Below are 21404 nucleotides of genomic sequence, written 5' to 3' on the forward strand. Positions count from 1 at the left end.
TGGAATCCACTTTTGCGGTTCGGAAGCGCGACCAACCAAGGGATGCTGGAGCTTGGGCACCTCGATGACGAGCGAAATTGGCTCTGAGAGCTCCAGCGATCTCGACCCGGCGCGGCTTTTCGCGCCGGTCGCTCACCAAAGAACCATCGGCCTCGCCGTTTCGGGCGGGGCCGATTCACTGGCGCTCATGCTGCTCTATGCCGGCTGGACCGCGCCGGAAAAACCCAAAGCCATCGTCTATACGCTCGATCACGGGTTAAGGCCCGAGGGGCGTGGCGAAGCCGAAATGGTAGTGCGCGAGGCGGCCCGGTTGGGATTGCCCGCCCGGCTCTTGACCTGGGAGGGCCCCAAGCCTTTGTCGGGCAAACAGCAAGCCGCCCGTGCCGCGCGCTATCGCCTGATCGGAGAGGCGATGAAGGCCGATGGCGTGGCCCTGCTGCTCACCGCCCATCATCGCCGCGATCAGGCCGAAACCATGCTCATGCGCCTCGCCCATGGCAGCGGGGTCACCGGGCTCGGCGCCATGCGCAGCTTTTCCTGCGTCGAAGGCGTTGCTGTATTCCGGCCGTTGCTCGAGATTTCCCCCGATACACTTGCCGCCTGTGTGGAGCAGACCGGCCTTTCACCCGCCCACGATCCCTCCAATGCCGATCCGGCCTATGAGCGTACCCGCTGGCGCGAGGCGCTCGCGCAGTTGGAGGCTCTGGGGTTGACGGAGGACGATCTCGCCCGCGCCGCCCGGCGATTGCAGCGCATCGATGCCTTGGCCGAGCGGATCACGGACGAATTTCTGGCCACGCATGTAACACGGGATCGACTGGGTGTTCTTAAACTCACCCGCCCGGCGTTGGTAGAGGCCGACCGGGAGATTGCGATCCGGGCCTTGGCCCGCCTGCTTGCGGCTGCGTCGGGCAGCCGATCCTATGCGCTTGCGCGTATCGAAGCCTTGGCCGAGCGGATCGGTTCGGGCGCAAACTTTGCCGCTACCCTGGGCGGCGCGCGATGCGAGGCCGGCAATGACACCGTGGTTTTCTACCGCGAAGCCGGACGCAAGCCGATTGCCCCGGTTCAACTCGCTCCCGGTGAAACCCATCTATGGGATGGCCGTTTCACCATCACAGCGTCAGTGCCGGCCCGGGTCGGGCCGGCCACGGCCATGACGCGGGAGCGGTTCAAGGCGCTGGCCGGAACGCCGCTGTGGTGCCCGGTTGCGGCCTTGCGCGCCGCCCCACTGATTTGTGATGACCATGGCACCGTTCTGGCGCTCGGCGCTTTGGTCATCCAACCGGGCGTTAGGGTCGGCCAGCCGCCGTTAACCGCTTCAAGCGCTAACTGCGGCAATCGGCCACCACAGATGCCCGGCGCCCTTGTATCGCCCGAATGAGGGCCTTACATTCGGGCTCGACATTTCCGGCACAGGTGTGCCGCGCGGGCTTAGCCGAGCCCGCTGCAACCCCGGGCCTCGGGCCCGACCAGGACAGGATTGATGAACGGCAATTTTCGCAACTTGGCCATCTGGCTGGTGATCCTTTTCATGCTCTTGGGGCTGTTCCAGGTCTTCCAGTCCTCGACCCGCACGGTTTCCACGGTGGAGCGGACCTATAGCCAGTTCGTTTCCGACGTCGATAATGGCCGTGTGCAGGAAGTCACCATCATCGACAACACCGTCCAGGGCCGCACCAATGAAGGCACGCGGTTCGAGGTGACCATCCCCGAAGGCGCCAATATCGTTGAGCGCCTCGAAAACCAGGGCGTGGCGATCACCGCCCGCGCGCCGGAAGGCTCGCCCTTCTGGTCCATCCTGCTTTCGAGCTGGCTGCCCTTTATCGTCCTCATCGCAGTGTGGTTCTTCTTCATCCGCCAGATGCAGGGCGGTGGCCGTGGCGGCGCCATGGGCTTTGGCAAGAGCCGCGCCAAGATGCTCACAGAAGCCTCGGGCAAGGTAACCTTCGAGGATGTGGCGGGCGTCGAAGAAGCCAAGCAGGACCTCGAGGAAATCGTCGAATTCCTCCGCGATCCCGGCAAGTTCCAGCGCCTTGGCGGCCGCATTCCGCGTGGCGTGCTGCTGGTGGGCCCTCCGGGTACCGGTAAAACGCTGCTCGCCCGCTCGGTGGCCGGCGAAGCCAACGTGCCGTTCTTCACCATCTCGGGTTCGGACTTCGTTGAAATGTTCGTGGGCGTCGGCGCCTCGCGCGTCCGCGACATGTTCGAGCAGGCCAAAAAGAACGCTCCGTGCATCATCTTCATCGACGAAATCGACGCCGTCGGCCGCCAGCGTGGCGCTGGCCTGGGCGGTGGCAATGACGAACGCGAGCAGACCCTCAATCAGCTCCTTGTCGAGATGGATGGCTTCGAGGCCAATGAAGGCATCATCCTGATCGCGGCGACCAACCGTCCCGACGTTCTCGATCCCGCCCTTCTGCGCCCCGGCCGCTTCGACCGCCAGGTCGTCGTCCCCAATCCGGATGTCGCCGGCCGCGAACGCATCCTCAAGGTCCACGTCCGCAAGGTGCCGCTGGCCCCCGATGTCGATCTCAAGGTCCTCGCCCGCGGTACGCCCGGTTTCTCGGGCGCCGACCTCATGAATCTCGTCAACGAGGCCGCGCTTCTGGCCGCCCGCCGCAACAAGCGGTTCGTCACCCATGCCGAGTTCGAGGACGCTAAGGACAAGATCCTCATGGGCGCCGAGCGCCGCACCATGGCGATGACCGACGAGGAAAAGGCGCTCACCGCCTATCACGAGGCCGGCCACGCGCTGATCAACCTCAAGCTCGCCGGCAAGCTCGATCCGATCCACAAGGCGACGATCATCCCGCGCGGCCGCGCGCTGGGCATGGTGATGACCCTGCCGGAAAAGGACAGCTATTCGTTCTCCCGCGAAAAGGCGGTGGCGCGTCTGGCCATGCTGTTCGGCGGCCGCGAGGCCGAGATCTACAAGTTCGGCCCCGAAAAGGTCACCTCCGGCGCCTCGGGCGATATCCAGATGGCGACCAACCTCGCCCGCTCGATGGTCATGGAATGGGGCATGAGCGAAAAGCTCGGCCGGGTGCGGTACAAGTCGAACGACCAGGAAGTGTTCCTGGGCCATTCGGTCACCCAGTCCCAGCACATGTCTGACGAGACTGCCAAGCTGATCGACGAAGAAGTCCGCAAGCTCATCGAGGACGGCGAAACCGCCGCCCGCAACATGATCCGCGACAATCTCGATCAGTTCGAAACCCTCGCCCAGGCGCTGCTCGAATATGAGACGCTGACCGGTGACGAGCTGCGCGGGCTGATGGACGGCAAGCAGCCGGTCCGCGACATCGACAATGACAACACGCCCAAATCGACCGGCGTGCCCAAGGCGGGCAAGGCGCACAAGAAGCGCAGCGGCGATCAGGGCGAACCCGACGCCGGGCTCGAACCCCAGCCGGGCACCTGATGCAAAGGGCCACTCTCGCGAGTGGCCCTTTTCTTTTGCGCCATCATTTAACTTGACTGAATTGATCCAAATAAAGCATGAAGCTGATTAGTTTTCGGGGGAGGGTCCCATCATGTTCAAGCGTCCCAGCGTTGCGCTCATTTCCTTGCTTGCCTTTGCCGCGCCGGTCGCGGCCCAGGATTTTCCGGTCACCATCGAGCACGTTTACGGCACCACGACGATCGAGGAGCGGCCTCAGCGCGTCGTTTCCATCGGCCTGCATGAGCAGGATTTCCTCTACGCCCTGGGCGTGGCCCCGATTGGCGTCAAGGAGTGGTTCGGGGAAAAGCCCTATGCGACCTGGCCCTGGGCCGAGGATGAGCGCGCCGCGCTCGGCGCCGAGCCCGAGGTGATGACCGGCGACGGCATCAATTTCGAATGGGTGCTGGCCCAGGACCCCGATCTGATCGTCGGCATCTATTGGTGGTTGGAACAGGAGGACTATGATCGCCTGTCCGAGATCGCCCCCGTGGTCGCAAGCCCGGCCGGTTACGATGTCTGGGCGGCTCCCTGGCAGGCGGAACTGGCGATCATCGATCAGGCGACGTCGAGCAATACGGAAAAATCGGATGCGATCGTCGCCGAATTCGATGCCCGCTACGCCGAGGTGCGCTCCGCCTATCCCGAACTCGAAGGCATGACCGGCACCAACATCTATCTCGAGGACGACGGCAATTTCACCGCGTGGGGCCCGAACGATCTCGCCAGCAAGTTCCTTGTCGATCTCGGCCTCGTCTTCCCGCCCCAGCTCGAAGGGCTGGCCGCGGAGGACAATCGCATAACCATCAGTGCGGAAAACATCGACCTGCTGGAAATGGACGTCGCCGTCTGGCCGGTCGCGGAGGGCTCGGACGTCCAAGCCGTCGTCGAGGCTCTGCCGACCTATCAGTCATTGGCCATCGCGCGGGAAGGCCGCTCGGTGTGGCTGGACGACGGTGACGGTCTCGCCTATGCGGCCATGAGCTGGCAGACCCCGCTGTCGCTGGGCTACCTGCTCGACATCCTCCCCGCCCAACTCGCCGCCGCCGCCGATGGCGACCCGGAGACGCAAGCAGAGTAGGGGGCGTTTCTCGCCACTCTCCTAATGGCGGGCAGAAATGTTCGATAACGGCAGCCCCCGTGTGCGCACGGCGTCCAGCGCCACCGTTTCTCGAAGAAGTGTGTCCCCAACCTCTCCCGCACCACAGGCAGCGTTGCGGATTGTCGGGTCAAGCCCGACAATGACGAGAGGAGAGGTTGGAGACGAAGAGCGACAAGTTTCTTGCTGCAACGCCCGCGCCAATCGCCCTTCTCCCCTGGTGGGAGAAGGGCCGGGGATGAGGGGGGCGCTGAGCTTGCGTCATGGCAAGAGCCGAAAACGGCGCGCATACCTTGCCCCGGGTCAAGCCCGGGGTGACACGGTGGGCGTGAGGCAGAACACAGCCCCGCCTCCGGCCCTCAACATGCTCCACCACCGAGGTCTCCAGCAGCCCGACGGCTTATCCCCACCATCACCCCACCCACCGTCATCCCGGCCTTGAGCCGGGATCCAGTACACTCAGCGCTTGAGCCTCAGCCGTAGCGCTTCCCCAAGAGCCCCCTTCTCCCCTGGTGGGAGACTTCGAACCGTCCTTTGGCCAATCGTGCCGGTGGCACGATTGGAGGTGAGAAGGCCATGAGAGCGGAGCCTGCCCCTCGCGAAGGCGGGGCTCGAATGGCCGGGGATGAGGGGGGCGCTGAGCTTCCACCGAACACCGGCGCAAAAAACTTATCCCCGCCCTCTGCACTTCCCCCATACTCCCCCTCACGATCCCGCGCATATGGACGCAAGCGCTACGAACGTTTGGGCGGGATCGGTTCGGGTTCCTCACGGGTCGCCGTGGGGAAGGCCCAAAGCGGACAGATGGCCGGATGTGGATAAAAGGTGTGAGCGGACTACCAATCCAATCACTCCCACGTCGCACCGGGGAAACCCGGAGGGGCAGCGAGGGGACGGCCGGGAGGTTGGCAGAAAAAGTGGTTCCCACTTTTTCGGTTCGACCAACCGACCCACTAAAAACTCTCAACAACCCCCAGCCCGAGAAGCCGCCATAAGCCCAAAATCCCGGACGCATGGGGCGATGGAAGCTTCATACTAACAAATACAGCACGAGGCGTTCATCGCCCCATGCCGTCTTTCCATCATCAACCGAGGCCCCATGGCCGTCGGGCGCTCTGCCATGCCTGCAGCGATCACAATAGGTGAACACCCCGATGAGTTTTCTAAACTCCCATTTAACGACCTGTGCTGAACTCTGATGCGAGGGCCACAGGCGGGTGGCTTTGAGGGGATATCAGGCATGCTCACCTTTTTTTCGAAACGCTCGGCTGCTGCGGACGCGCAAGCCAAAGTCGATGCGATCAACCGCTCCCAGGCGGTCATCGAATTTACGCTCGAGGGAACGATCCTCACCGCAAACGGGAATTTTCTCGCGGCCATGGGGTATGCTCTCCCCGAAATCGCGGGCAAGCATCACTCCTTGTTCGTTTCCGCCGAGCTTGCCGCGAGCGAAGCCTATCGCGCCTTCTGGAAACGGCTTGGCGAGGGGGAGTTCGTGGCCGGTGAATTCCAGCGGATCGCCAAGGGCGGGCGCGAGATCTGGATCCAGGCGAGCTACAATCCCGTTTTCGACCGCTCGGGCAAACCGGTCAAAGTCATCAAGTTCGCAACCGATATCACCGAGCAGAAATTGCGCGCGTCGGATCACGCCGCGCAAATCGCGGCCATCAGCCGGGTACAGGCGGTTATCGAATTCACGCTCGATGGCAATGTGATCACCGCCAACCAGAACTTCCTTTCGACGCTGGGCTATGCGCTCGAGGACATCGTCGGCAAGCACCACGCCATGTTCTGCGATCCCGCCTATGCGGCAAGCCCCGAATATCGGGCTTTTTGGGACCGGCTGCGCCAGGGCGAATTCGCCGCCGGAGAGTTCCGCCGCCGCGACAAGAGCGGAAAGGATGTCTGGATCCAGGCCAGCTACAATCCCGTTCTCGATCCCGCCGGCAAGCCGGTCAAGGTCATCAAGTTTGCCACCGACATCACCGAACGCAAGCGCGCCGAAGCCATCATCGAGCACCTGACCCAAAGCCTCGAACGCCTCTCGGAAGGCGATCTGCGCGGACGGATCGAGCAGACCTTTACCGGCCAGTACGAGGCGCTGCGTCTGGCCTACAACAAGACCCTCGACCAGCTCGTCGAAATCGTTTCCCAGCTCAAGTCCACGTCGCGCACGGTCAAGACGGCGACCAGCGAATTGCTCACCGGCGCCAACGATCTGTCAGAACGCACGACGCGGCAGGCGGCAACGATCGAGGAAACCTCGGCGGCCATGGAGCAGCTCTCCAGCGCCGTTGTCTCGGGCGCCCGCGAAGCCCGTGTCGCCGCCGAAAAGGCAAGGTCGGTCGCCGCCAGCGCCAGCGAGGGCGGCACGGTAATGGCCGAAGCCAATACCGCCATGGAACGCATTTCGGCTTCTTCGGCGCGGATTTCCTCGATCATCGGCATGATCGACGATATCGCCTTCCAGACCAATCTTCTGGCGCTCAATGCCTCGGTGGAAGCGGCGCGGGCCGGGGAGGCAGGCAAGGGTTTTGCCGTTGTGGCCATCGAAGTGCGGCGCCTTGCCCAATCGGCGGCCGAAGCGTCGGCAGAAGTCAAAACCCTCATCGAAACCAGCGCCAGCGAGGTCGCGGGCGGCAGCCGGCTTGTCGAGCAGGCCGCCGGACGCCTGCTCGACATCCTCAAGGGAGCCGAGGAAAGCTCGGTCGTGATCGATGCCATCGCGAGGGCCGCGTCCGAGCAATCGGCTGCCATCGAGGAGGTCAACACCGCCGTGCGGCAGCTCGATGAGATGACCCAGCACAACGCCGCGCTGGTGGAACAAACCAATGCCGCCATCGAGCAGACCGAGGGGCAGGCGGGTGAACTCGACCGCATCGCCTCGATCTTTACGCTCGCTGACCGTCCTACTCCGATACCCCAGCGGCCCCGGCTCGTACCACAGAGCAGCGGCAATGCCGCGGTTAGTGAGGATTGGGACGAATTCTAACCACATTGCCGGCTCAAATCGGCGCCTCTTGTCATCACATGCCCGCTCCGCTACCGAAAGGCGCGGGACCAAAGAGGAGCCTTTCGTGGCCAAGATCGACACCAAGACCGAAGGACTTGACCTCTACGTTTACGTGGCCAAGACCTTCGCCGACAGCCCCTGGCTTCACTACGGTCTGTGGGAACCGGGCGAAAAGCCCAACATCCCCCAGTTGCGCATGGCCCAGGAGCGGTATGTCGACAAGCTCCTTGCCCTCATCCCGCCCGCTCCGGCCCGCCTTCTCGATATCGGCGGAGGCACGGGGGAAATGGCCAAGCTCCTGCTCGACAAGGGCTATACCGTCGAAATGATCACGCCGAGCCATCTGCAGGCCGAAGTCGCTGCGCAAAAGCTCGGTCCAAACGCCCGCGTTCACGAGACGAAGTTCGAGGATTTCCAGGGAGAGGGGCCATACGATGTGTGCCTGTTCTCTGAGAGCTTCCAATACGTCAAACTCGATATCGCGCTAAAAAAGCTTCAGGATATCCTCGCCCCCAATGGCCGGGTTATCATCGCCGACTGTTTCCGGTCCGAAGGGTACAGGAAAGGTCAGAGACAGCCCGGTGGTGGTCACCGTTATACGCAGTTCGTGGAGGCTGTCGAAAAGGCGGGTTTCCGTTTCGTCGCCAATGAGGATGTGACGCTTGCCGCAGCGCAGAGCATGGCCATCGACCAGAATGTCTATAGGGGCTTTGTGGCTCCCACGGTCGAGCAGGTACGGGCGCTGCTCTCGCACAAACGGCCTGTGCTCTACTGGTTCGCCAAGACAGCCTACAATCTTTTCGTTCCACGCAAGGAGCGCGACAACATCGTTGCCCGCCTCAAGGCCGATTATCGCTCCCCGGAAATGTTCGCTTCCGCCAATACTTACCGCTTCCTCGCCCTCGAACGTGCCTGACATCATAAGGCGCCCCATCGCTTTGCCTTTTTTTTGCACATCGGCCGGTATAATTTGGCTCGCTGCTGACGAATCGGAACACTCCCATGGCTCGTAAATATTTCGGTACCGACGGCATTCGCGGTCTGGCCAACGGCTCCAAATTGACGCCCGAACTCGCGCTGCGCGTCGGCATGGCCACGGGCCTGGCCTTCAAGCGCGGCGACTATGCGCACAGGGTGGTGATCGGAAAGGACACACGCCGGTCCGGCTATATGATCGAGAATGCGCTGACCGCAGGGTTCACCGCCGTGGGCATGGACGTTCTGCTTCTCGGCCCTATGCCGACCCCGGCCGTCGCCATGCTCACCCGTTCGCTTCGCGCCGATGTGGGGGTGATGATTTCGGCGTCGCACAATCCGTTTGACGACAACGGCATCAAGCTGTTCCGTCCCGATGGCTACAAGCTCTCCGACAGTTTCGAAGCCGAAATCGAGAATCTCATCGATGCCGATCTTGCTCCGCGCTTGGCGCGCGGCACCACGATTGGCCGCGCTCGTCGCGTCGAGGAAGCGCGCACGCGCTATGTGGAATACGCCAAGCGCACGCTGCCGCGCGATATCGATTTTACCGGCCTGCGGGTCGTCGTCGATTGCGCCAATGGCGCAGCCTACAAGACCGCGCCCGAGGTGCTGTGGGAGCTGGGCGCCGAAGTCATTTCGATCGGGGTGGCGCCCGATGGTTTCAATATCAATGACGGGTGCGGATCGACGGCGCCGGGTGCGCTGATCGAAAAGGTCAAGGAGTTGCGGGCCGATATCGGCATCGCGCTCGATGGTGATGCGGACCGGGTGCTCGTCGTCGATGAAAAGGGCAATGAGGTCGATGGCGACCAGCTCATGGCTGTCATCGGCGCCTCCTGGCATGCGCGGGGGCAGCTTCTGGGCGGCGGCATCGTGGCCACCGTCATGTCCAATCTCGGCCTGCAGCGCTATCTTGAAGGGCAGGGGCTTTCGCTCGAACGCACCAAGGTGGGTGACCGCTACGTGCTCGAAGCCATGCGCGGCAAGGGCTTCAACGTGGGCGGCGAGCAGTCCGGTCACATCATTCTTTCCGACTTCACCACGACCGGGGACGGGCTGGTGGCCGCGCTGCAGCTCCTTGCGGTGGTCAAGCAGGAGGGCAAGCCGGTCTCGGAGGTCTGCCACCGGTTCGATCCGGTGCCGCAATTGCTCCAGAACGTACGTTACCAGCGTGGCAAGCCGCTCGAGGACAAATCGGTGCGCGAGCTGATCGCCGATGCCGAGGCGCGGCTGGGCAAGACCGGCCGGCTGATCATCCGTGAATCGGGAACCGAGCCGGTGATCCGCGTCATGGGCGAGGGTGATGATGCCTCGCTGGTCTCGCAAGTCGTCAATGAAATCGCGACGGCCATCGGCAAGGTTGCCTGATAAGGTTAAGAAATACGGTTAATCGCGCTTTAAGAGACTTCCCTTAAGTTCTCGGTCAATTGTCAGGTTTGATCCGCTTAGGGAACACAAGCGCATGAAAAAGCTAGTTGGTTTGGCTGCCGTTACAGCAGCCGCATTCCTCACCACGGCGGCTCTGGCCGCCGATCCGGTCTACCCGGAATACATCCCGCCCTACATCCCTCCGGTCGACGAGGGCCTCGGCGGTTCATTCTACCTGCGTGGCAGCGTCGCCGGCAATTCGAGCTGGGCGGGCGAAGCCCTGCACACTGAAACGGATGAAACCTTCGACATCATCGAAAACGGTTGGGGTTACAGCGCCGGCATCGGCGCGGGCTATGAAACCGGCACTGGCTTGCGCTTCGATGCGACCGTCGACTACCTCTCCAACCGCGGCATGACGGCCGACGTCGATGATGGTTTGGGAGATCGCGAACTGGATCTGCGCTCGACCATCGTTTTGGCCAATGCCTACTACGATTTCGGCCTGAGCGACATGGGCCTCACTGCTGCCGGCGGCGCCTTCGGCTATGTGGGCGCAGGCGTTGGCGTGGCGTTCAACGAGTCCCGTGTGGAAGACAATGTCGGCTATGGCGAGTGGGGTTCCAACACGAGCCTGGCTGCCGCCGGCATGGCTGGTATTGGTTACGATTTCGGCGCGCTCGTTGCAGATTTCGGTTACCGGGGCCTTTATATCAACGAGATCGAGAATACCGATGCTACGCCCAACTACAGGGTTGATGACGCCTGGGTCCACGAAGTCCGGGCCACGCTTCGTTACCGGTTCTGACCGGCGGTCGAGCTGAATATGAGGGCGGCCCCCGCGGCCGCCCTATTGTTTTCTGAGCAGCAGGTAAACCGCGCCGCCGACGATCAGCCCCCAGAACGCGGCGCCGATGCCAAAAAGGGTGAGACCGGAGGCAGCGGTGACGAAGGTGAGGACGGCGGGAAGGCGGAACTCCTCGTCGGCCACTGCACCGGTCAGCGAGGTCGCCAAAGCACCAATCAACGCCAACCCGGCCACCGCTTCGATGAGGATGGGCGGGGCCGCCGAAATGAAGGCGGCTGCAGCGCCTGCGCCGAGCGCGAAAAGCAGATAGGCGAAGCCGCCGGCAATGGCAGCGACGTAGCGCTTGGATCGATCCGGGTGGGCATCGGGGCCGGCGCAGAGGGCGGCCGTGATCGCGGCAAGATTGATGAGCTGTCCGCCGATCAGAGCACCCAGCGCACTCACGATGCCGGTGGAGACGAACACCGGCCGGACGTCGGGCTCAAAGCCGTTCGAGCGCAGGACAGCAAGGCCGGGAATGTTCTGGGACGCCATGGTGACAACAAACAGCGGGATTGCAATTCCGATCACCGCGTCAAGATTGAGAGTGGGAGTCACAAAAACCGGGTTGGGCCAGGGACTGGCCAGCAGATCGGGCGGCAGATTGGTGGAGATACCGATCATTACGGCGGCTACGCCGACCGCTGCGGGAACAGCCCAGACCCGTGCGAAACGGAGCAGCAGAGCCCAAACCAGGACGATCGGCAGGGCCAGCATCGGCATTTCGCCGACCGCGCGGACTGGTGCCAAACATAGATTAAACAAGATGCCGGCCAGCATGGCGCTTGCCAGCGGCATGGGAATGGCGGCAACCGCGCGGCTGAAGGTTCTTGAGAAGCCTGCAATCACAACCAGAAGTGCTGCCAGTATAAAGGCACCTACCGCTGCGGAAAAGCCGCCGGTGACACTACCGGTTGCGATGAGCAGTGCCGCCCCCGGGGTCGACCAGGCGATCGCCAGCGGCATTTTCGTTATCGCTCCAAGGATGATGCCGACGATCCCCATGCTCAAACTCAGGGCGAAGAGACCGGACGCTGCTTGCTCCTGTGTTGCCCCCACCGCCAGAAAGCCTTGCAGGACAATGGCAAATGAACTGGCCGAGCCGACGATCGATGCCAGGACGCCGGAAAAAATCGGCTGCGCCAGATCGAAGGGACGGGCGGGGGCAGACTGGTTCGGCTGGACGGACATACAGATGCTTTCGAAGCAGGCGGGTGATTATTTCTATAGGTGATCGGAAAGTCCGGGTCACCCGAGGGATCGGCAAAGTCGGCAAATTTGCCTTTTCTGCGCCATTTTTACTGGTCTGGCGAGCGTTGAGGTGACGGCGGCTTGATCTCAAGTCACTGAATTATAACGTCTTCTTTATTGATCACATTTTCGTCATCCTCGATCACCACTGTCTGATCGTCAAAACAGCGCCGCTCCTGGGTTGAAATGGCCGATCGCGCCGCAGCCCTGCGAAATGGGAACGATTCCCGCCATCGGCCATTTTGTTTGGCGAAAGAAAAGGAGACCACAAATGCGTAAGCTTCTTGCCCTTCTGGCTCTTCCCCTGATGCTGGCCGTTGCCGCCTGCGACATGCCGCCTCCGGAGGATGGAACCGCAGCGCCTGCCGATCCGGCTGTGACCACCGAGCCGGCTCCGGCCGCCCCGGTGCAATAAGGCGCATCAAAATTTTCCATGAAAGGGGCGTCCGATCGGGCGCCCCTTTTGCATGGCGTCTGGGAGGAATTCCCAATTGAGCGGGACGGCAAGCACTAGCGCCGCGAAAGGCAGGATCGGAGGGCTCGATGCTGCCCGCGCGCTTGCCGTCATCGGCATGCTGATGGTGCATGTGGGGCCGCGCGGACGGGATACACTCGGGGAAACGTTCTACAATCTGCCTCACGGTCGAGCCTCCATCCTTTTTGGTTTCCTGGCCGGCGTCAGCATGGCGCTTTTGTCGGAGGGAGCCGGAAAACGAGGATTGGCGCGGGCCCGGTTGGGATGGATGGCGGTCGTTTTTCTGCCGCTCGGACTGGTGCTGCAGCGGCTCGATCATGGCATAGCGGTGATCCTGCATCACTACGCAGCCTTTTATCTCCTGGGCATTCTGATGCTGACCGCTCCACGTCGATACCTGCCCGCGATTGCGGCTCTGCTTTCGATCGCCGGGCCTCTCATCTATTTCCTGCTCAACGCGCAATGGCCTGATCGCGTCGACCGCGATACGGTGGCGGCTGGCGATAATTTGGTCGAGATCGCAGGTGGACTTCTCGTTACCGGACCCTATCCGCTGGTGACCTGGAGCGCGGCATTGGTTTGGGGGTTGTGGGTCGGCCGGCTCGACCTGCGCGCCCCATCGACCCAATTGCGGCTCGCCTTGAGCGGCGCGGGCATTGCATTCGCCGCTGCAGTGCTGGCAATCGTCTGCACACCGCTCCTCGAGCAAGCCGAAACGCCAGCGGATTGGCGATGGCTTTTCGACGGGGGGCCACATAGCCAGATGCCGTTGTGGCTGATCGGGGCGATCGGGAGCGCGGTGGCGGTAACAGGTGTCATGCTGATCGCCGTGCGGCGGTTCCCGCAGTGGTTTTCGCCGCTGGTGGCGCTGGGGCAATTGGCGTTGAGTTTTTACGTGGCGCATCTTTTCCTGCTGCACATGCTCGCCGGCGTCTTGAGGCGTGAAAGCGTGGCAGAAGCGGTGATGTCGGTCGTCGCGATAAGCGGGGCGGCGATGGTATTCGCTGTGTTGTGGCGGCGGTATTTCCAGCGCGGTCCACTCGAAGCGTTGCTGGTTTGGCCGTTTCAACCCGTGCTGACGCCTTCGCCTCCGAGAATCCGGCCCGATCCATAATTTGGTCGCCCGAACTGTCGGTTCGGGGTATTGAGGCCGGATGGACGCCGACCCTCTCGATATCTTTCTCGTTGCCACGCCCGGATTGGAGCACGCGCTTTGCGCCGAGGCCAAAGCGCTGGGCTTTGCCGATCCACGGCCCGTGCGTGGCGGTGTGGATATCGCGGGGAACTGGCCCGATGTCTGGCGTGCCAACCTGCAATTGCGCGGCGCCGGGCGGGTACTGGTGCGGATCGCGAGCTTTCGGGTCAACCATCTTGCACAATTGGACAAGCGGGCGCGGCAGGTTCCCTGGGGACAGGTTTTGCGGCCAGACGTTCCGTTCAAGGTGGAAGCGAGCTGCCGGAAATCGAAGATCTATCATTCCGGCGCCGCCGCGCAGCGCATCGAGACGGCCATCGTAGCGGAATTGGGTGCTCCGCTTGCCGCGGACGCCGAGGTGCGGGTGCTGGTGCGGATCGAAAACGATCTTTGCACCATCAGCGTCGATACCTCGGGCGAGGGCTTGTACAGGCGCGGGCACAAGGCGGAAGTGAACAAGGCGCCCATGCGCGAGACGCTTGCGGCGCTGTTTCTGCGCGAGTGCGGATATCGCGGTACTGAACCGGTGCTGGACCCCATGTGCGGCTCGGGAACCTTCGTGATCGAAGCAGCCGAAATCGCGCTCGGGTTGCACCCGGGGCGTTCGCGCGGCTTTGCGTTCGAGAAGCTGGCGACGTTCGATGCGGCGCACTGGACGGGGATGCGGGGGAGCCTTCCCAAGACGACGGACCTCATTTTCCACGGCAGCGACCGCGATGCCGGAGCTGTGAGGATGAGTATCGCCAATGCGGAGCGGGCGGGGGTAAGTTTGATCACCCGTTTTACCCAGACGCCGGTTGAAGCCCTCGAGCGGCCTGAAGGGGAGCCGGGACTGGTGATTGTCAATCCGCCCTACGGGCTGCGGATCGGGGACCGTAAAAAGCTCTACCCGCTCTACGGCACGCTGGGGCAGGTGCTGCGGACGCGGTTTTCGGGTTGGCGCGTGGGTTTGGTGACGGCCGATCCGACACTTGCGCGGGCGACAGGCCTGCCGTTCGAGAGGCCAGGCGAAAGCGTCGACAACAATGGCGTTCGCATCGCGCTTTACCGGACGGGCCGGCTTTAGCCCGCGAGGCCCTACGCCCTTTAGCCGCACCCGTCTTGCATCTGTCGCGGTGAAATGGTTTACGGCAGTCAAAGTCTGGCCGCTCCCGTCGGGGCGGCCTTATTGTTGCAGGTGCCCCCATGATCCGTTTCGAAAATATCGGCAAGCAGAACGGCAAGCAGATCGTTTTCATCGAAGCCTCCGCTGCGCTGCAGAAGGGAGAAAAGATCGGGCTCGTGGGCCCGAACGGGGCGGGCAAGACGACGCTGTTTCGCATGATCACTGGCGAGGAAGCGCCCGATGAAGGTCAGGTCTCGATCGATCGCGGCACGACCATCGGGTATTTTTCCCAGGATGTGGGCGAAATGAGCGGACGCTCTGTCGTCGCGGAAACCATGGACGGGGCGGGGCCGGTGGCGGCGCTGATCGCCGAGATGCGGCAGCTCGAGGCCGATATGGGCGATCCCGACAAGGCCGACGAGATGGATGCGATCATTGCGCGGTATGGCGAGGTGCAAGAGAAGTTCGAAGAGCTCGACGGGTATGCGCTCGATGGCCGCTCGCGCGAGGTGCTCGATGGGCTGGGCTTCTCCCAAGCAATGATGGATGGCGATGTGGGGGCGCTTTCGGGCGGCTGGAAGATGCGCGTGGCGCTGGCCAAGATTCTCCTGGCGCGGCCCGACGTGCTGCTGCTCGACGAGCCGTCCAACCACCTCGATATCGAGAGCCTGATCTGGCTCGAGGAGTTTTTGAAGACCTTTTCCGGCGCGCTGCTGATGACTTCGCACGACCGGGCGTTCATGAACCGGGTGGTCAACAAGATCATCGAGATCGATGCGGGGAACCTCACGTCCTATACCGGCGACTACGAGTTCTACCAGGAACAGCGGGCGATCGCCGATCGCAACCAGCAGGCCCAGTTCGAGCGCCAGCAGGCGATGCTGGCCAAGGAGATCGCCTTCATCGAGCGCTTCAAGGCGCGGGCGAGCCACGCGGCGCAGGTGCAGAGCCGAGTGAAAAAGCTCGACAAGATCGACCGGGTCGAGCCGCCCAAGCGCCAACAAAAGGTGGTGTTCGAATTCCGTCCCGCGCCGCGTTCGGGTGAGGACGTGGCGGTGCTCAGGGGCATTTCGAAGCGGTACGGCGAAAAGGTCATCTATGACGGGCTCGACTTCCATGTGCGGCGCAAGGAGCGCTGGGCGATCATGGGGGTGAACGGGGCTGGCAAGTCGACGCTCCTTAAGCTGGTGACCGGGGCGGCCGAGCCCGACGCGGGGACCGTCAATCGCGGTCCGAGCGTCAAGATGGCCTATTTCGCCCAGCATGCCATGGATCGACTGGACGGGGATTTGTCGATCTTCGACATGCTGCAGCAGGAGTTTCCGCAGGCCGGGCAGGCGCCGCTGCGGGCACTGGCGGGGTGTTTCGGGTTTTCCGGCGACGAGGTGGAAAAGAAGTGCCGGGTGCTTTCGGGCGGGGAAAAGGCGCGACTGGTGATGGCCATGATGCTGTTCGATCCCCCCAATTTCCTGGTGCTGGACGAGCCGACCAACCACCTCGACATCGCGACCAAGGAAATGCTGATCGAGGCGCTGTCGAATTACGAAGGCACGATGTTGTTCGTTTCCCACGATCGGCATTTTCTGAGCGAGCTTTCCAATCGGGTGCTGGAAGTTTCGCCCGAGGGGGTGCGGACCTTCGGGGGTGGATATCGGGAATATGTCGAGAGCACGGGGCAGGAGGCTCCGGGGCTGCGGCATTAGCGCCTTTCGGTTGGCGCAAGGGGCGTTGGGCATAGCCAGCTCAGCGGCCCCTCACCCCAACCCTCTCCCCAGGGGGGAGAGGGAGTCCCGCTGTGGCTTTCCGGTGCGATAACGCGAGCAGCTGGCGCTGCTGCGGCTTAACCCTCGCCCCTCTGGGGAGAGGGTGGCCGACAGGCGGGTGAGGGGACGGCGCATGAGAAAACCTCCGACGGCCAAGGGCCTCGGTTGCTGATTGGATGGACGGCATGGGGCGATGAACGCTCCGCATTGAAATTTTTATATATGAAGCTTCCATCGCCCCATGCATTCGGGATTTTGGGCCTGGTCGTCCTCTCATGCTGGGGCCAATCCCCGCTGGCTTTCACCAGTACACCCTCGGCCTTACCGTGGGCTGGCGCTGGGAACGTTTCTGCCTCCGCTGACGCGACCGCCAACGGACCCGAACCGAGCCCGCCCAAACGTTCGTAGCGCTTGCGTCCATAAGTGCGGGCTCGTGAGGGGGATTATGGGGAAAGCGCTGGGGGCGGGGATACGTTTTTTGGGCTATTGCAGCAAATCGTGCCACTCATCCCAGCCAATAAAGGAGGCGATACGAAATCTAGCGGGTCACAGGCGGGTCGATTAATCTAAATGAGGTATCTATTGTAGAAGCTAAGCAGGGGCGGCGCAGTTGGGGGTAGCTTGTGCAATACACTCTGTATGTTGATGAGTCTGGGGACTCAGGTATTCGCAAAATCCGTACTATGGAGACGCCTGGCGCATCGCCCTACATGACGATTGGCGCCGTACTCGTCCCTAAAAGTCATGAATCTGATTTGATAGAAAGAGCCGAGAGCTTCGCATCAAAAATTCGGCGAAATAAACTGCACTGTGCAGAAATGAGTCACACACAAATTGTCGCTCTCTGTGAGCAATTTAGAGGTGGTCGGTTTCAGTCATTCGGCGTAATTTCTAGAAAAGAGACACTTGGGCGTTATCGACAGTATATCGACTATAGCAACCAGTTTTATTATCATAAATGCATGCAATATGTTTTCGAGATAGTGGGGCGAGCGTGCGTGCAGCACAGGATTGAACAAGAAGATATCGATGTGGTTGTCGAGGACGGTGTATGTGATCTTCAGGCTTTGCGGAGCTACATCGATCAGTGCAGGCTTCGACCACTGCATCCGAAGGCTCGCTATTTAAAGCGCATCGACCCTAGGCGCATTTTCGTGGCGCAGAAGGCTGCTGTTCCACTGTTGCAGTACGCAGACCTCATTGCTCACGCACTTTTCAAGGCCGTAGATAAAAGCCAAGGCAATATGGGAGTGGTTGAGCCGCGCTATCTCAGTGAACTCAGAAAGAAGTTCTATTCCAACCCCAAGGACGGCAAGATTGTTGATTGGGGTATCAAAGCTATTCATACGTTAGGACAGCTACGGTTGGATAAGACGCAAACCGCTTTTTTTAGGCAACTGCGCACGAGTTAGGTATTGCTGTTCTTGCCAACCGCGCCATCCTCCCCTATACGGGGTGCGGGCCATCCCTCCCCAACGAGGGACGCCCATCTGTAAGGATGGAGCAACATGACAGATATTTCTGCCGCCACGGACGTGGCGAAGCCGGGCGTGCGTCCGGACAACCCCAATTTTTCTTCTGGTCCTTGCGCGAAACGTCCCGGGTGGACGGTCGAGGCGCTTGCTGGTGCGCTGGTGGGACGGTCCCATAGGGCCAAGCCGGCCAAGGCGCGGATTCAGCGCGCCATCGAATTGACGCGCGAGCTGCTCGAGGTTCCTGCCGACTATCTCATCGGCATCGTGCCGGCCTCCGACACGGGTGCCGTGGAAATGGCCCTATGGGGCATGCTGGGCGCGCGCGGCGTCGACATGCTGACCTGGGAATCGTTCGGCGCCGGCTGGGTCACCGACGTTCAGAAGCAACTCAAACTCGACGATGTGCGGGTGCTCAAGGCCGAATATGGCGAGCTGCCCGATCTTTCGCAGGTCGATTTTTCGCGCGACGTGGTGTTCACCTGGAACGGCACGACCTCGGGCGTGCGCGTGCCCAATGGCGACTGGATTCCGGCCGACCGCGAGGGGCTGACCATCTGCGACGCCACTTCGGCGGCTTTTGCGCAGAACCTCGATTTCTCCAAGCTCGATGTGGTGACGTTCTCCTGGCAGAAGGCGCTGGGCGGGGAAGCCGCCCATGGCATCCTGATCCTCAGCCCGCGTGCCGTGGAACGGCTCGAAACCTTCACGCCGGCCAACCGGCCGCTTCCGAAAATCTTCCGCCTCACCAAGGGCGGCAAGCTCATGGCCGATGTTTTTGAAGGCGCGACCATCAACACGGTTTCGATGATCTGTGTCGAAGACGCCATCGATGCCATGGAATGGGGATTGAAGGTCGGCGGGCTCAAGGCGCTGCAGGCGCGGGCCGATGCCAATGAGAAGGTCATCGCCGATTGGGTGGCCAAGACCGATTGGGTCGATTTCCTCGCCGCCGATCCGGCAGTGCGGTCGAACACTTCGGTGTGTCTCAAGATCGTCGATCCCGACGTCGCGGCACTGTCCGACGAGGCGCAGGCCAAGCTTGCCAAGGCGGTGGTTTCGCGGCTGGACAAGGAAGGCGTCGCTTACGACATCGGCGGCTATCGCGATGCGCCGACCGGCTTCCGTATCTGGTGCGGCTCGACGGTGGAAACGGCGGATCTCGAAAAGCTCACCCCGTGGCTCGATTGGGCGTTTGCCGAGGAAAAGAAGGCGGCGCTGGCCTAACCAGGCCCGGGCGGGAGATCGTGAGATGGCAAACCAACGTCTCCGCAGCTTTGCTGCCGACACGCTGGCGCTGGTCATCTTCTTTACGGTGGTGAGCGGGCTCAACGAGCGGTTCATCGCCGGAATGAGCTGGCCGGAAGTGGCCATCTCCCGTTCGATCGGCGCGGTGCTCATGGTGCTGACGGCGCGGCCTTATGGCTACTGGCGGGACTGGTTCCTGACCATGACCAAACCCGCAACGCCGACCGCCACTCTGCTTATGGACTCCGTCGCGCTGCTCAGCTTCCAGGTGCCGGTCTATGTGCTCATCATCTTTGCCGGCGGGGCAAGGGGCATGGGGATTGCGACCGGAGCCATTGGATTTGCCGTGCTGATGCTGGTCCTCGGACGGCCCTACGGGCTGTGGCTCGATTTCGTGCGCAGGCGGTTCGGATTGAGCGGGCCGGGGCAAAAGCCGATGTCACTGGGCGGATAGACAAACAGTTTCCCGGGCGCCAGGAGCGGCCGGTTATTTCAGAGACATTTTTAAGGGCCGCGGCCCAAATCGAACAAGGAACAGGGATATGCCCAAGGTACTCGTATCGGACAAGATCAGCCCGGCGGCGATCGAGATTTTCAAGGCCAATGGCGTCGAGGTGGATTATCTGCCCGATGTCGGCAAGGACAAGGACAAGCTGGCCGAAATCATCGGCCAGTATGATGGCCTCGCCATCCGGTCGGCGACCAAGGTGACCGAAAAGATCCTCGCTTCGGCCAACAACCTCAAGGTGATCGGCCGCGCCGGCATTGGCGTGGACAATGTCGATATCCCGGCCGCGACCGCCAAGGGCGTGATCGTCATGAACACCCCGTTCGGCAATTCGATCACCACGGCCGAGCACGCCATTTCGATGATGCTGGCGCTGGCCCGTCAGATCCCGGAAGCGGACGCCTCGACGCGTGCGTCGAAGTGGGAAAAGAACCGCTTCATGGGCGTGGAAGTGACGTCCAAGACGCTGGGTCTGATCGGTTGCGGCAATATCGGCTCGATCGTTGCCGACCGCGCCCAGGGGCTCAAGATGAAGGTGATCGCGTACGATCCGTTCCTCACGCCCGAACGCGCCATCGATCTCGGAGTCGAGAAGGTGGAACTGGACGAGCTTCTGGCGCGGGCCGATTTCATCACTCTGCACACGCCGCTGATCGACGCGACGCGCAACATCATCAATGCCGAAGCCTTCGCCAAGATGAAGGACGGGGTCCGCATCATCAACTGCGCCCGTGGCGGGCTGATCGACGAAGCTGCGCTGAAAGATGCGCTGGAATCGGGCAAGGTCGCTGGCGCGGCGCTCGACGTTTTCCTCGAAGAGCCGGCCAAGGACAATCCGCTGTTTGACGTGCCTAACGTCATCTGCACCCCGCACCTGGGCGCTTCGACCACTGAAGCGCAGGAGAATGTGGCGCTGCAGGTGGCCGAGCAGATTTCGGCGTATCTGATGACCGGCGAGATCACCAACGCGCTCAACTTCCCCTCGATCTCGGCGGAAGAGGCGCCCAAGCTGACCCCATTCGTCAAGCTCGCCGAGCTTTTGGGCTCGTTCGCCGGCCAGCTCACCGAAACGGCCATTAAGGGCATCCGCATCGAATTCGAGGGCGAGGTTTCCGCACTCAATACGCGCCCGATGGTGGCGGCGGCGCTCAATGGGGTGCTCAAGCCCTTGCTGGGCGACGTCAACATGGTGTCGGCGCCGGCGCTGGCCAAGGATCGCGGGATCGCGGTGGAAACGGTCAACCGCGAGCAGGTCGGGGCCTATGACAACCTCATCCGGCTGACGGTCGTGACCGAGCGGCAGGAGCGGAGCGTAGCAGGCACCGTCTATGGCTCGAGCGCGCCGCGCATCGTCGAGATCAAGGGCATCACGCTCGAAGCGGAGCTGACGCAGCGGATGCTCTATATCACCAATGAGGACAAGCCGGGCTTTATCGGCCGGCTTGGCACGCTGCTCGGCCAGCTCGGGATCAACATCGCCAACTTCAATCTGGGCCGCGTGGAACAGGGCAAGGACGCGATTGCGCTGGTGTCGATCGATAGCGAATTGACCGATGGAGAGCTGACGCAGATCTCCGGGCTCGAAGGGGTCAAGCAGGCTAAACGGCTGGTTTTTACCGTGTAGGTTGACCGGTATTGAA

At 62.1% G+C, this 21404-nt stretch carries 16 protein-coding genes; 15 read left to right on the forward strand and 1 reads right to left on the reverse strand.

What is annotated here, in order from left to right:
• Positions 1 to 64: 64 nt before the first annotated feature.
• The 7 genes from tilS (at position 65) to NO934_RS11775 (ending at position 10708) form a co-directional block, all read left to right on the forward strand.
• The gene (gene tilS, locus NO934_RS11745; protein WP_309160157.1) at positions 65 to 1384 is read left to right on the forward strand and encodes a tRNA lysidine(34) synthetase TilS; all 1320 of its coding nucleotides are present in this window, start codon (positions 65 to 67) and stop codon (positions 1382 to 1384) included.
• A gap of 102 nt (positions 1385 to 1486) precedes the next feature.
• Positions 1487 to 3424 (forward strand): ATP-dependent zinc metalloprotease FtsH, encoded by a 1938-nt coding sequence (gene ftsH / locus NO934_RS11750; RefSeq protein WP_309160158.1) that lies wholly within the window; start codon positions 1487 to 1489, stop codon positions 3422 to 3424.
• A gap of 112 nt (positions 3425 to 3536) precedes the next feature.
• Positions 3537 to 4523 (forward strand): ABC transporter substrate-binding protein, encoded by a 987-nt coding sequence (locus NO934_RS11755; RefSeq protein WP_309160159.1) that lies wholly within the window; start codon positions 3537 to 3539, stop codon positions 4521 to 4523.
• A 1258-nt stretch (positions 4524 to 5781) separates the two neighbouring features.
• Positions 5782 to 7533, forward strand: a complete 1752-nt coding sequence (locus NO934_RS11760) for a methyl-accepting chemotaxis protein (RefSeq protein WP_309160160.1) — start codon at positions 5782 to 5784, stop codon at positions 7531 to 7533.
• 85 nt (positions 7534 to 7618) lie between these two features.
• Positions 7619 to 8470, forward strand: a complete 852-nt coding sequence (locus tag NO934_RS11765; protein WP_309160161.1) for a class I SAM-dependent methyltransferase — start codon at positions 7619 to 7621, stop codon at positions 8468 to 8470.
• 86 nt (positions 8471 to 8556) lie between these two features.
• The gene (gene glmM, locus NO934_RS11770) at positions 8557 to 9900 is read left to right on the forward strand and encodes a phosphoglucosamine mutase (protein WP_309160162.1); all 1344 of its coding nucleotides are present in this window, start codon (positions 8557 to 8559) and stop codon (positions 9898 to 9900) included.
• Positions 9901 to 9994: 94 nt separating this feature from the next.
• Positions 9995 to 10708, forward strand: coding sequence for a hypothetical protein (locus tag NO934_RS11775; RefSeq protein ID WP_309160163.1), 714 nt, complete (start codon positions 9995 to 9997; stop codon positions 10706 to 10708).
• Between the two features lie 42 nt (positions 10709 to 10750).
• Here NO934_RS11775 and NO934_RS11780 read toward each other — a convergent pair whose 3' ends face one another.
• Positions 10751 to 11938, reverse strand: a complete 1188-nt coding sequence (locus NO934_RS11780; RefSeq protein ID WP_309160164.1) for a benzoate/H(+) symporter BenE family transporter — start codon at positions 11936 to 11938, stop codon at positions 10751 to 10753.
• Between the two features lie 331 nt (positions 11939 to 12269).
• Between NO934_RS11780 and NO934_RS11785 the strand changes: the two genes are divergently transcribed.
• The 8 genes from NO934_RS11785 (at position 12270) to serA (ending at position 21388) form a co-directional block, all read left to right on the forward strand.
• Positions 12270 to 12413, forward strand: a complete 144-nt coding sequence (locus tag NO934_RS11785) for a hypothetical protein (protein ID WP_309160165.1) — start codon at positions 12270 to 12272, stop codon at positions 12411 to 12413.
• Positions 12414 to 12489: 76 nt separating this feature from the next.
• A complete protein-coding gene (locus NO934_RS11790) occupies positions 12490 to 13587 on the forward strand; it encodes a DUF418 domain-containing protein (RefSeq protein ID WP_309160166.1) in 1098 nt (365 codons plus the stop codon).
• Positions 13588 to 13627: 40 nt separating this feature from the next.
• A complete protein-coding gene (locus NO934_RS11795; RefSeq protein WP_309160167.1) occupies positions 13628 to 14734 on the forward strand; it encodes a THUMP domain-containing protein in 1107 nt (368 codons plus the stop codon).
• A gap of 119 nt (positions 14735 to 14853) precedes the next feature.
• Positions 14854 to 16476 carry an ABC-F family ATP-binding cassette domain-containing protein gene (locus NO934_RS11800; RefSeq protein ID WP_309160168.1) on the forward strand — a complete coding sequence of 541 codons (1623 nt, stop codon included), beginning with the start codon at positions 14854 to 14856 and terminating at the stop codon, positions 16474 to 16476.
• A gap of 683 nt (positions 16477 to 17159) precedes the next feature.
• A complete protein-coding gene (locus tag NO934_RS11805; RefSeq protein ID WP_309160169.1) occupies positions 17160 to 17948 on the forward strand; it encodes a DUF3800 domain-containing protein in 789 nt (262 codons plus the stop codon).
• Between the two features lie 96 nt (positions 17949 to 18044).
• Positions 18045 to 19235: a phosphoserine transaminase gene (locus tag NO934_RS11810; RefSeq protein WP_309160170.1), complete on the forward strand. Its 1191-nt coding sequence runs from the start codon at positions 18045 to 18047 to the stop codon at positions 19233 to 19235.
• Positions 19236 to 19260: 25 nt separating this feature from the next.
• On the forward strand, positions 19261 to 19710 hold the full coding sequence (gene alaE, locus NO934_RS11815; protein WP_309160171.1) for an L-alanine exporter AlaE: 450 nt from the start codon (positions 19261 to 19263) through the stop codon (positions 19708 to 19710).
• Positions 19711 to 19798: 88 nt separating this feature from the next.
• On the forward strand, positions 19799 to 21388 hold the full coding sequence (gene serA, locus NO934_RS11820) for a phosphoglycerate dehydrogenase (protein WP_309160172.1): 1590 nt from the start codon (positions 19799 to 19801) through the stop codon (positions 21386 to 21388).
• Positions 21389 to 21404: the final 16 nt, after the last annotated feature.

Origin of the sequence: Pelagibacterium sp. H642 (assembly GCF_031202855.1) — a bacterium.
Taxonomy (GTDB): domain Bacteria; phylum Pseudomonadota; class Alphaproteobacteria; order Rhizobiales; family Devosiaceae; genus Pelagibacterium.

Bases quoted from the DNA above. Each gene is read 5' to 3' on its own strand.
- NO934_RS11780 (WP_309160164.1), bottom strand. From the start codon at position 11,938: ATGTCCGTCCAGCCGAACCAGTCTGCCCCCGCCCGTCCCTTCGATCTG.
- ftsH (WP_309160158.1), top strand. From the start codon at position 1,487: ATGAACGGCAATTTTCGCAACTTGGCCATCTGGCTGGTGATCCTTTTC.
- NO934_RS11775 (WP_309160163.1), top strand. From the start codon at position 9,995: ATGAAAAAGCTAGTTGGTTTGGCTGCCGTTACAGCAGCCGCATTCCTC.
- NO934_RS11810 (WP_309160170.1), top strand. From the start codon at position 18,045: ATGACAGATATTTCTGCCGCCACGGACGTGGCGAAGCCGGGCGTGCGT.
- NO934_RS11755 (WP_309160159.1), top strand. From the start codon at position 3,537: ATGTTCAAGCGTCCCAGCGTTGCGCTCATTTCCTTGCTTGCCTTTGCC.
- NO934_RS11800 (WP_309160168.1), top strand. From the start codon at position 14,854: ATGATCCGTTTCGAAAATATCGGCAAGCAGAACGGCAAGCAGATCGTT.
- tilS (WP_309160157.1), top strand. From the start codon at position 65: ATGACGAGCGAAATTGGCTCTGAGAGCTCCAGCGATCTCGACCCGGCG.
- NO934_RS11795 (WP_309160167.1), top strand. From the start codon at position 13,628: ATGGACGCCGACCCTCTCGATATCTTTCTCGTTGCCACGCCCGGATTG.
- NO934_RS11785 (WP_309160165.1), top strand. From the start codon at position 12,270: ATGCGTAAGCTTCTTGCCCTTCTGGCTCTTCCCCTGATGCTGGCCGTT.
- NO934_RS11760 (WP_309160160.1), top strand. From the start codon at position 5,782: ATGCTCACCTTTTTTTCGAAACGCTCGGCTGCTGCGGACGCGCAAGCC.
- serA (WP_309160172.1), top strand. From the start codon at position 19,799: ATGCCCAAGGTACTCGTATCGGACAAGATCAGCCCGGCGGCGATCGAG.
- alaE (WP_309160171.1), top strand. From the start codon at position 19,261: ATGGCAAACCAACGTCTCCGCAGCTTTGCTGCCGACACGCTGGCGCTG.
- glmM (WP_309160162.1), top strand. From the start codon at position 8,557: ATGGCTCGTAAATATTTCGGTACCGACGGCATTCGCGGTCTGGCCAAC.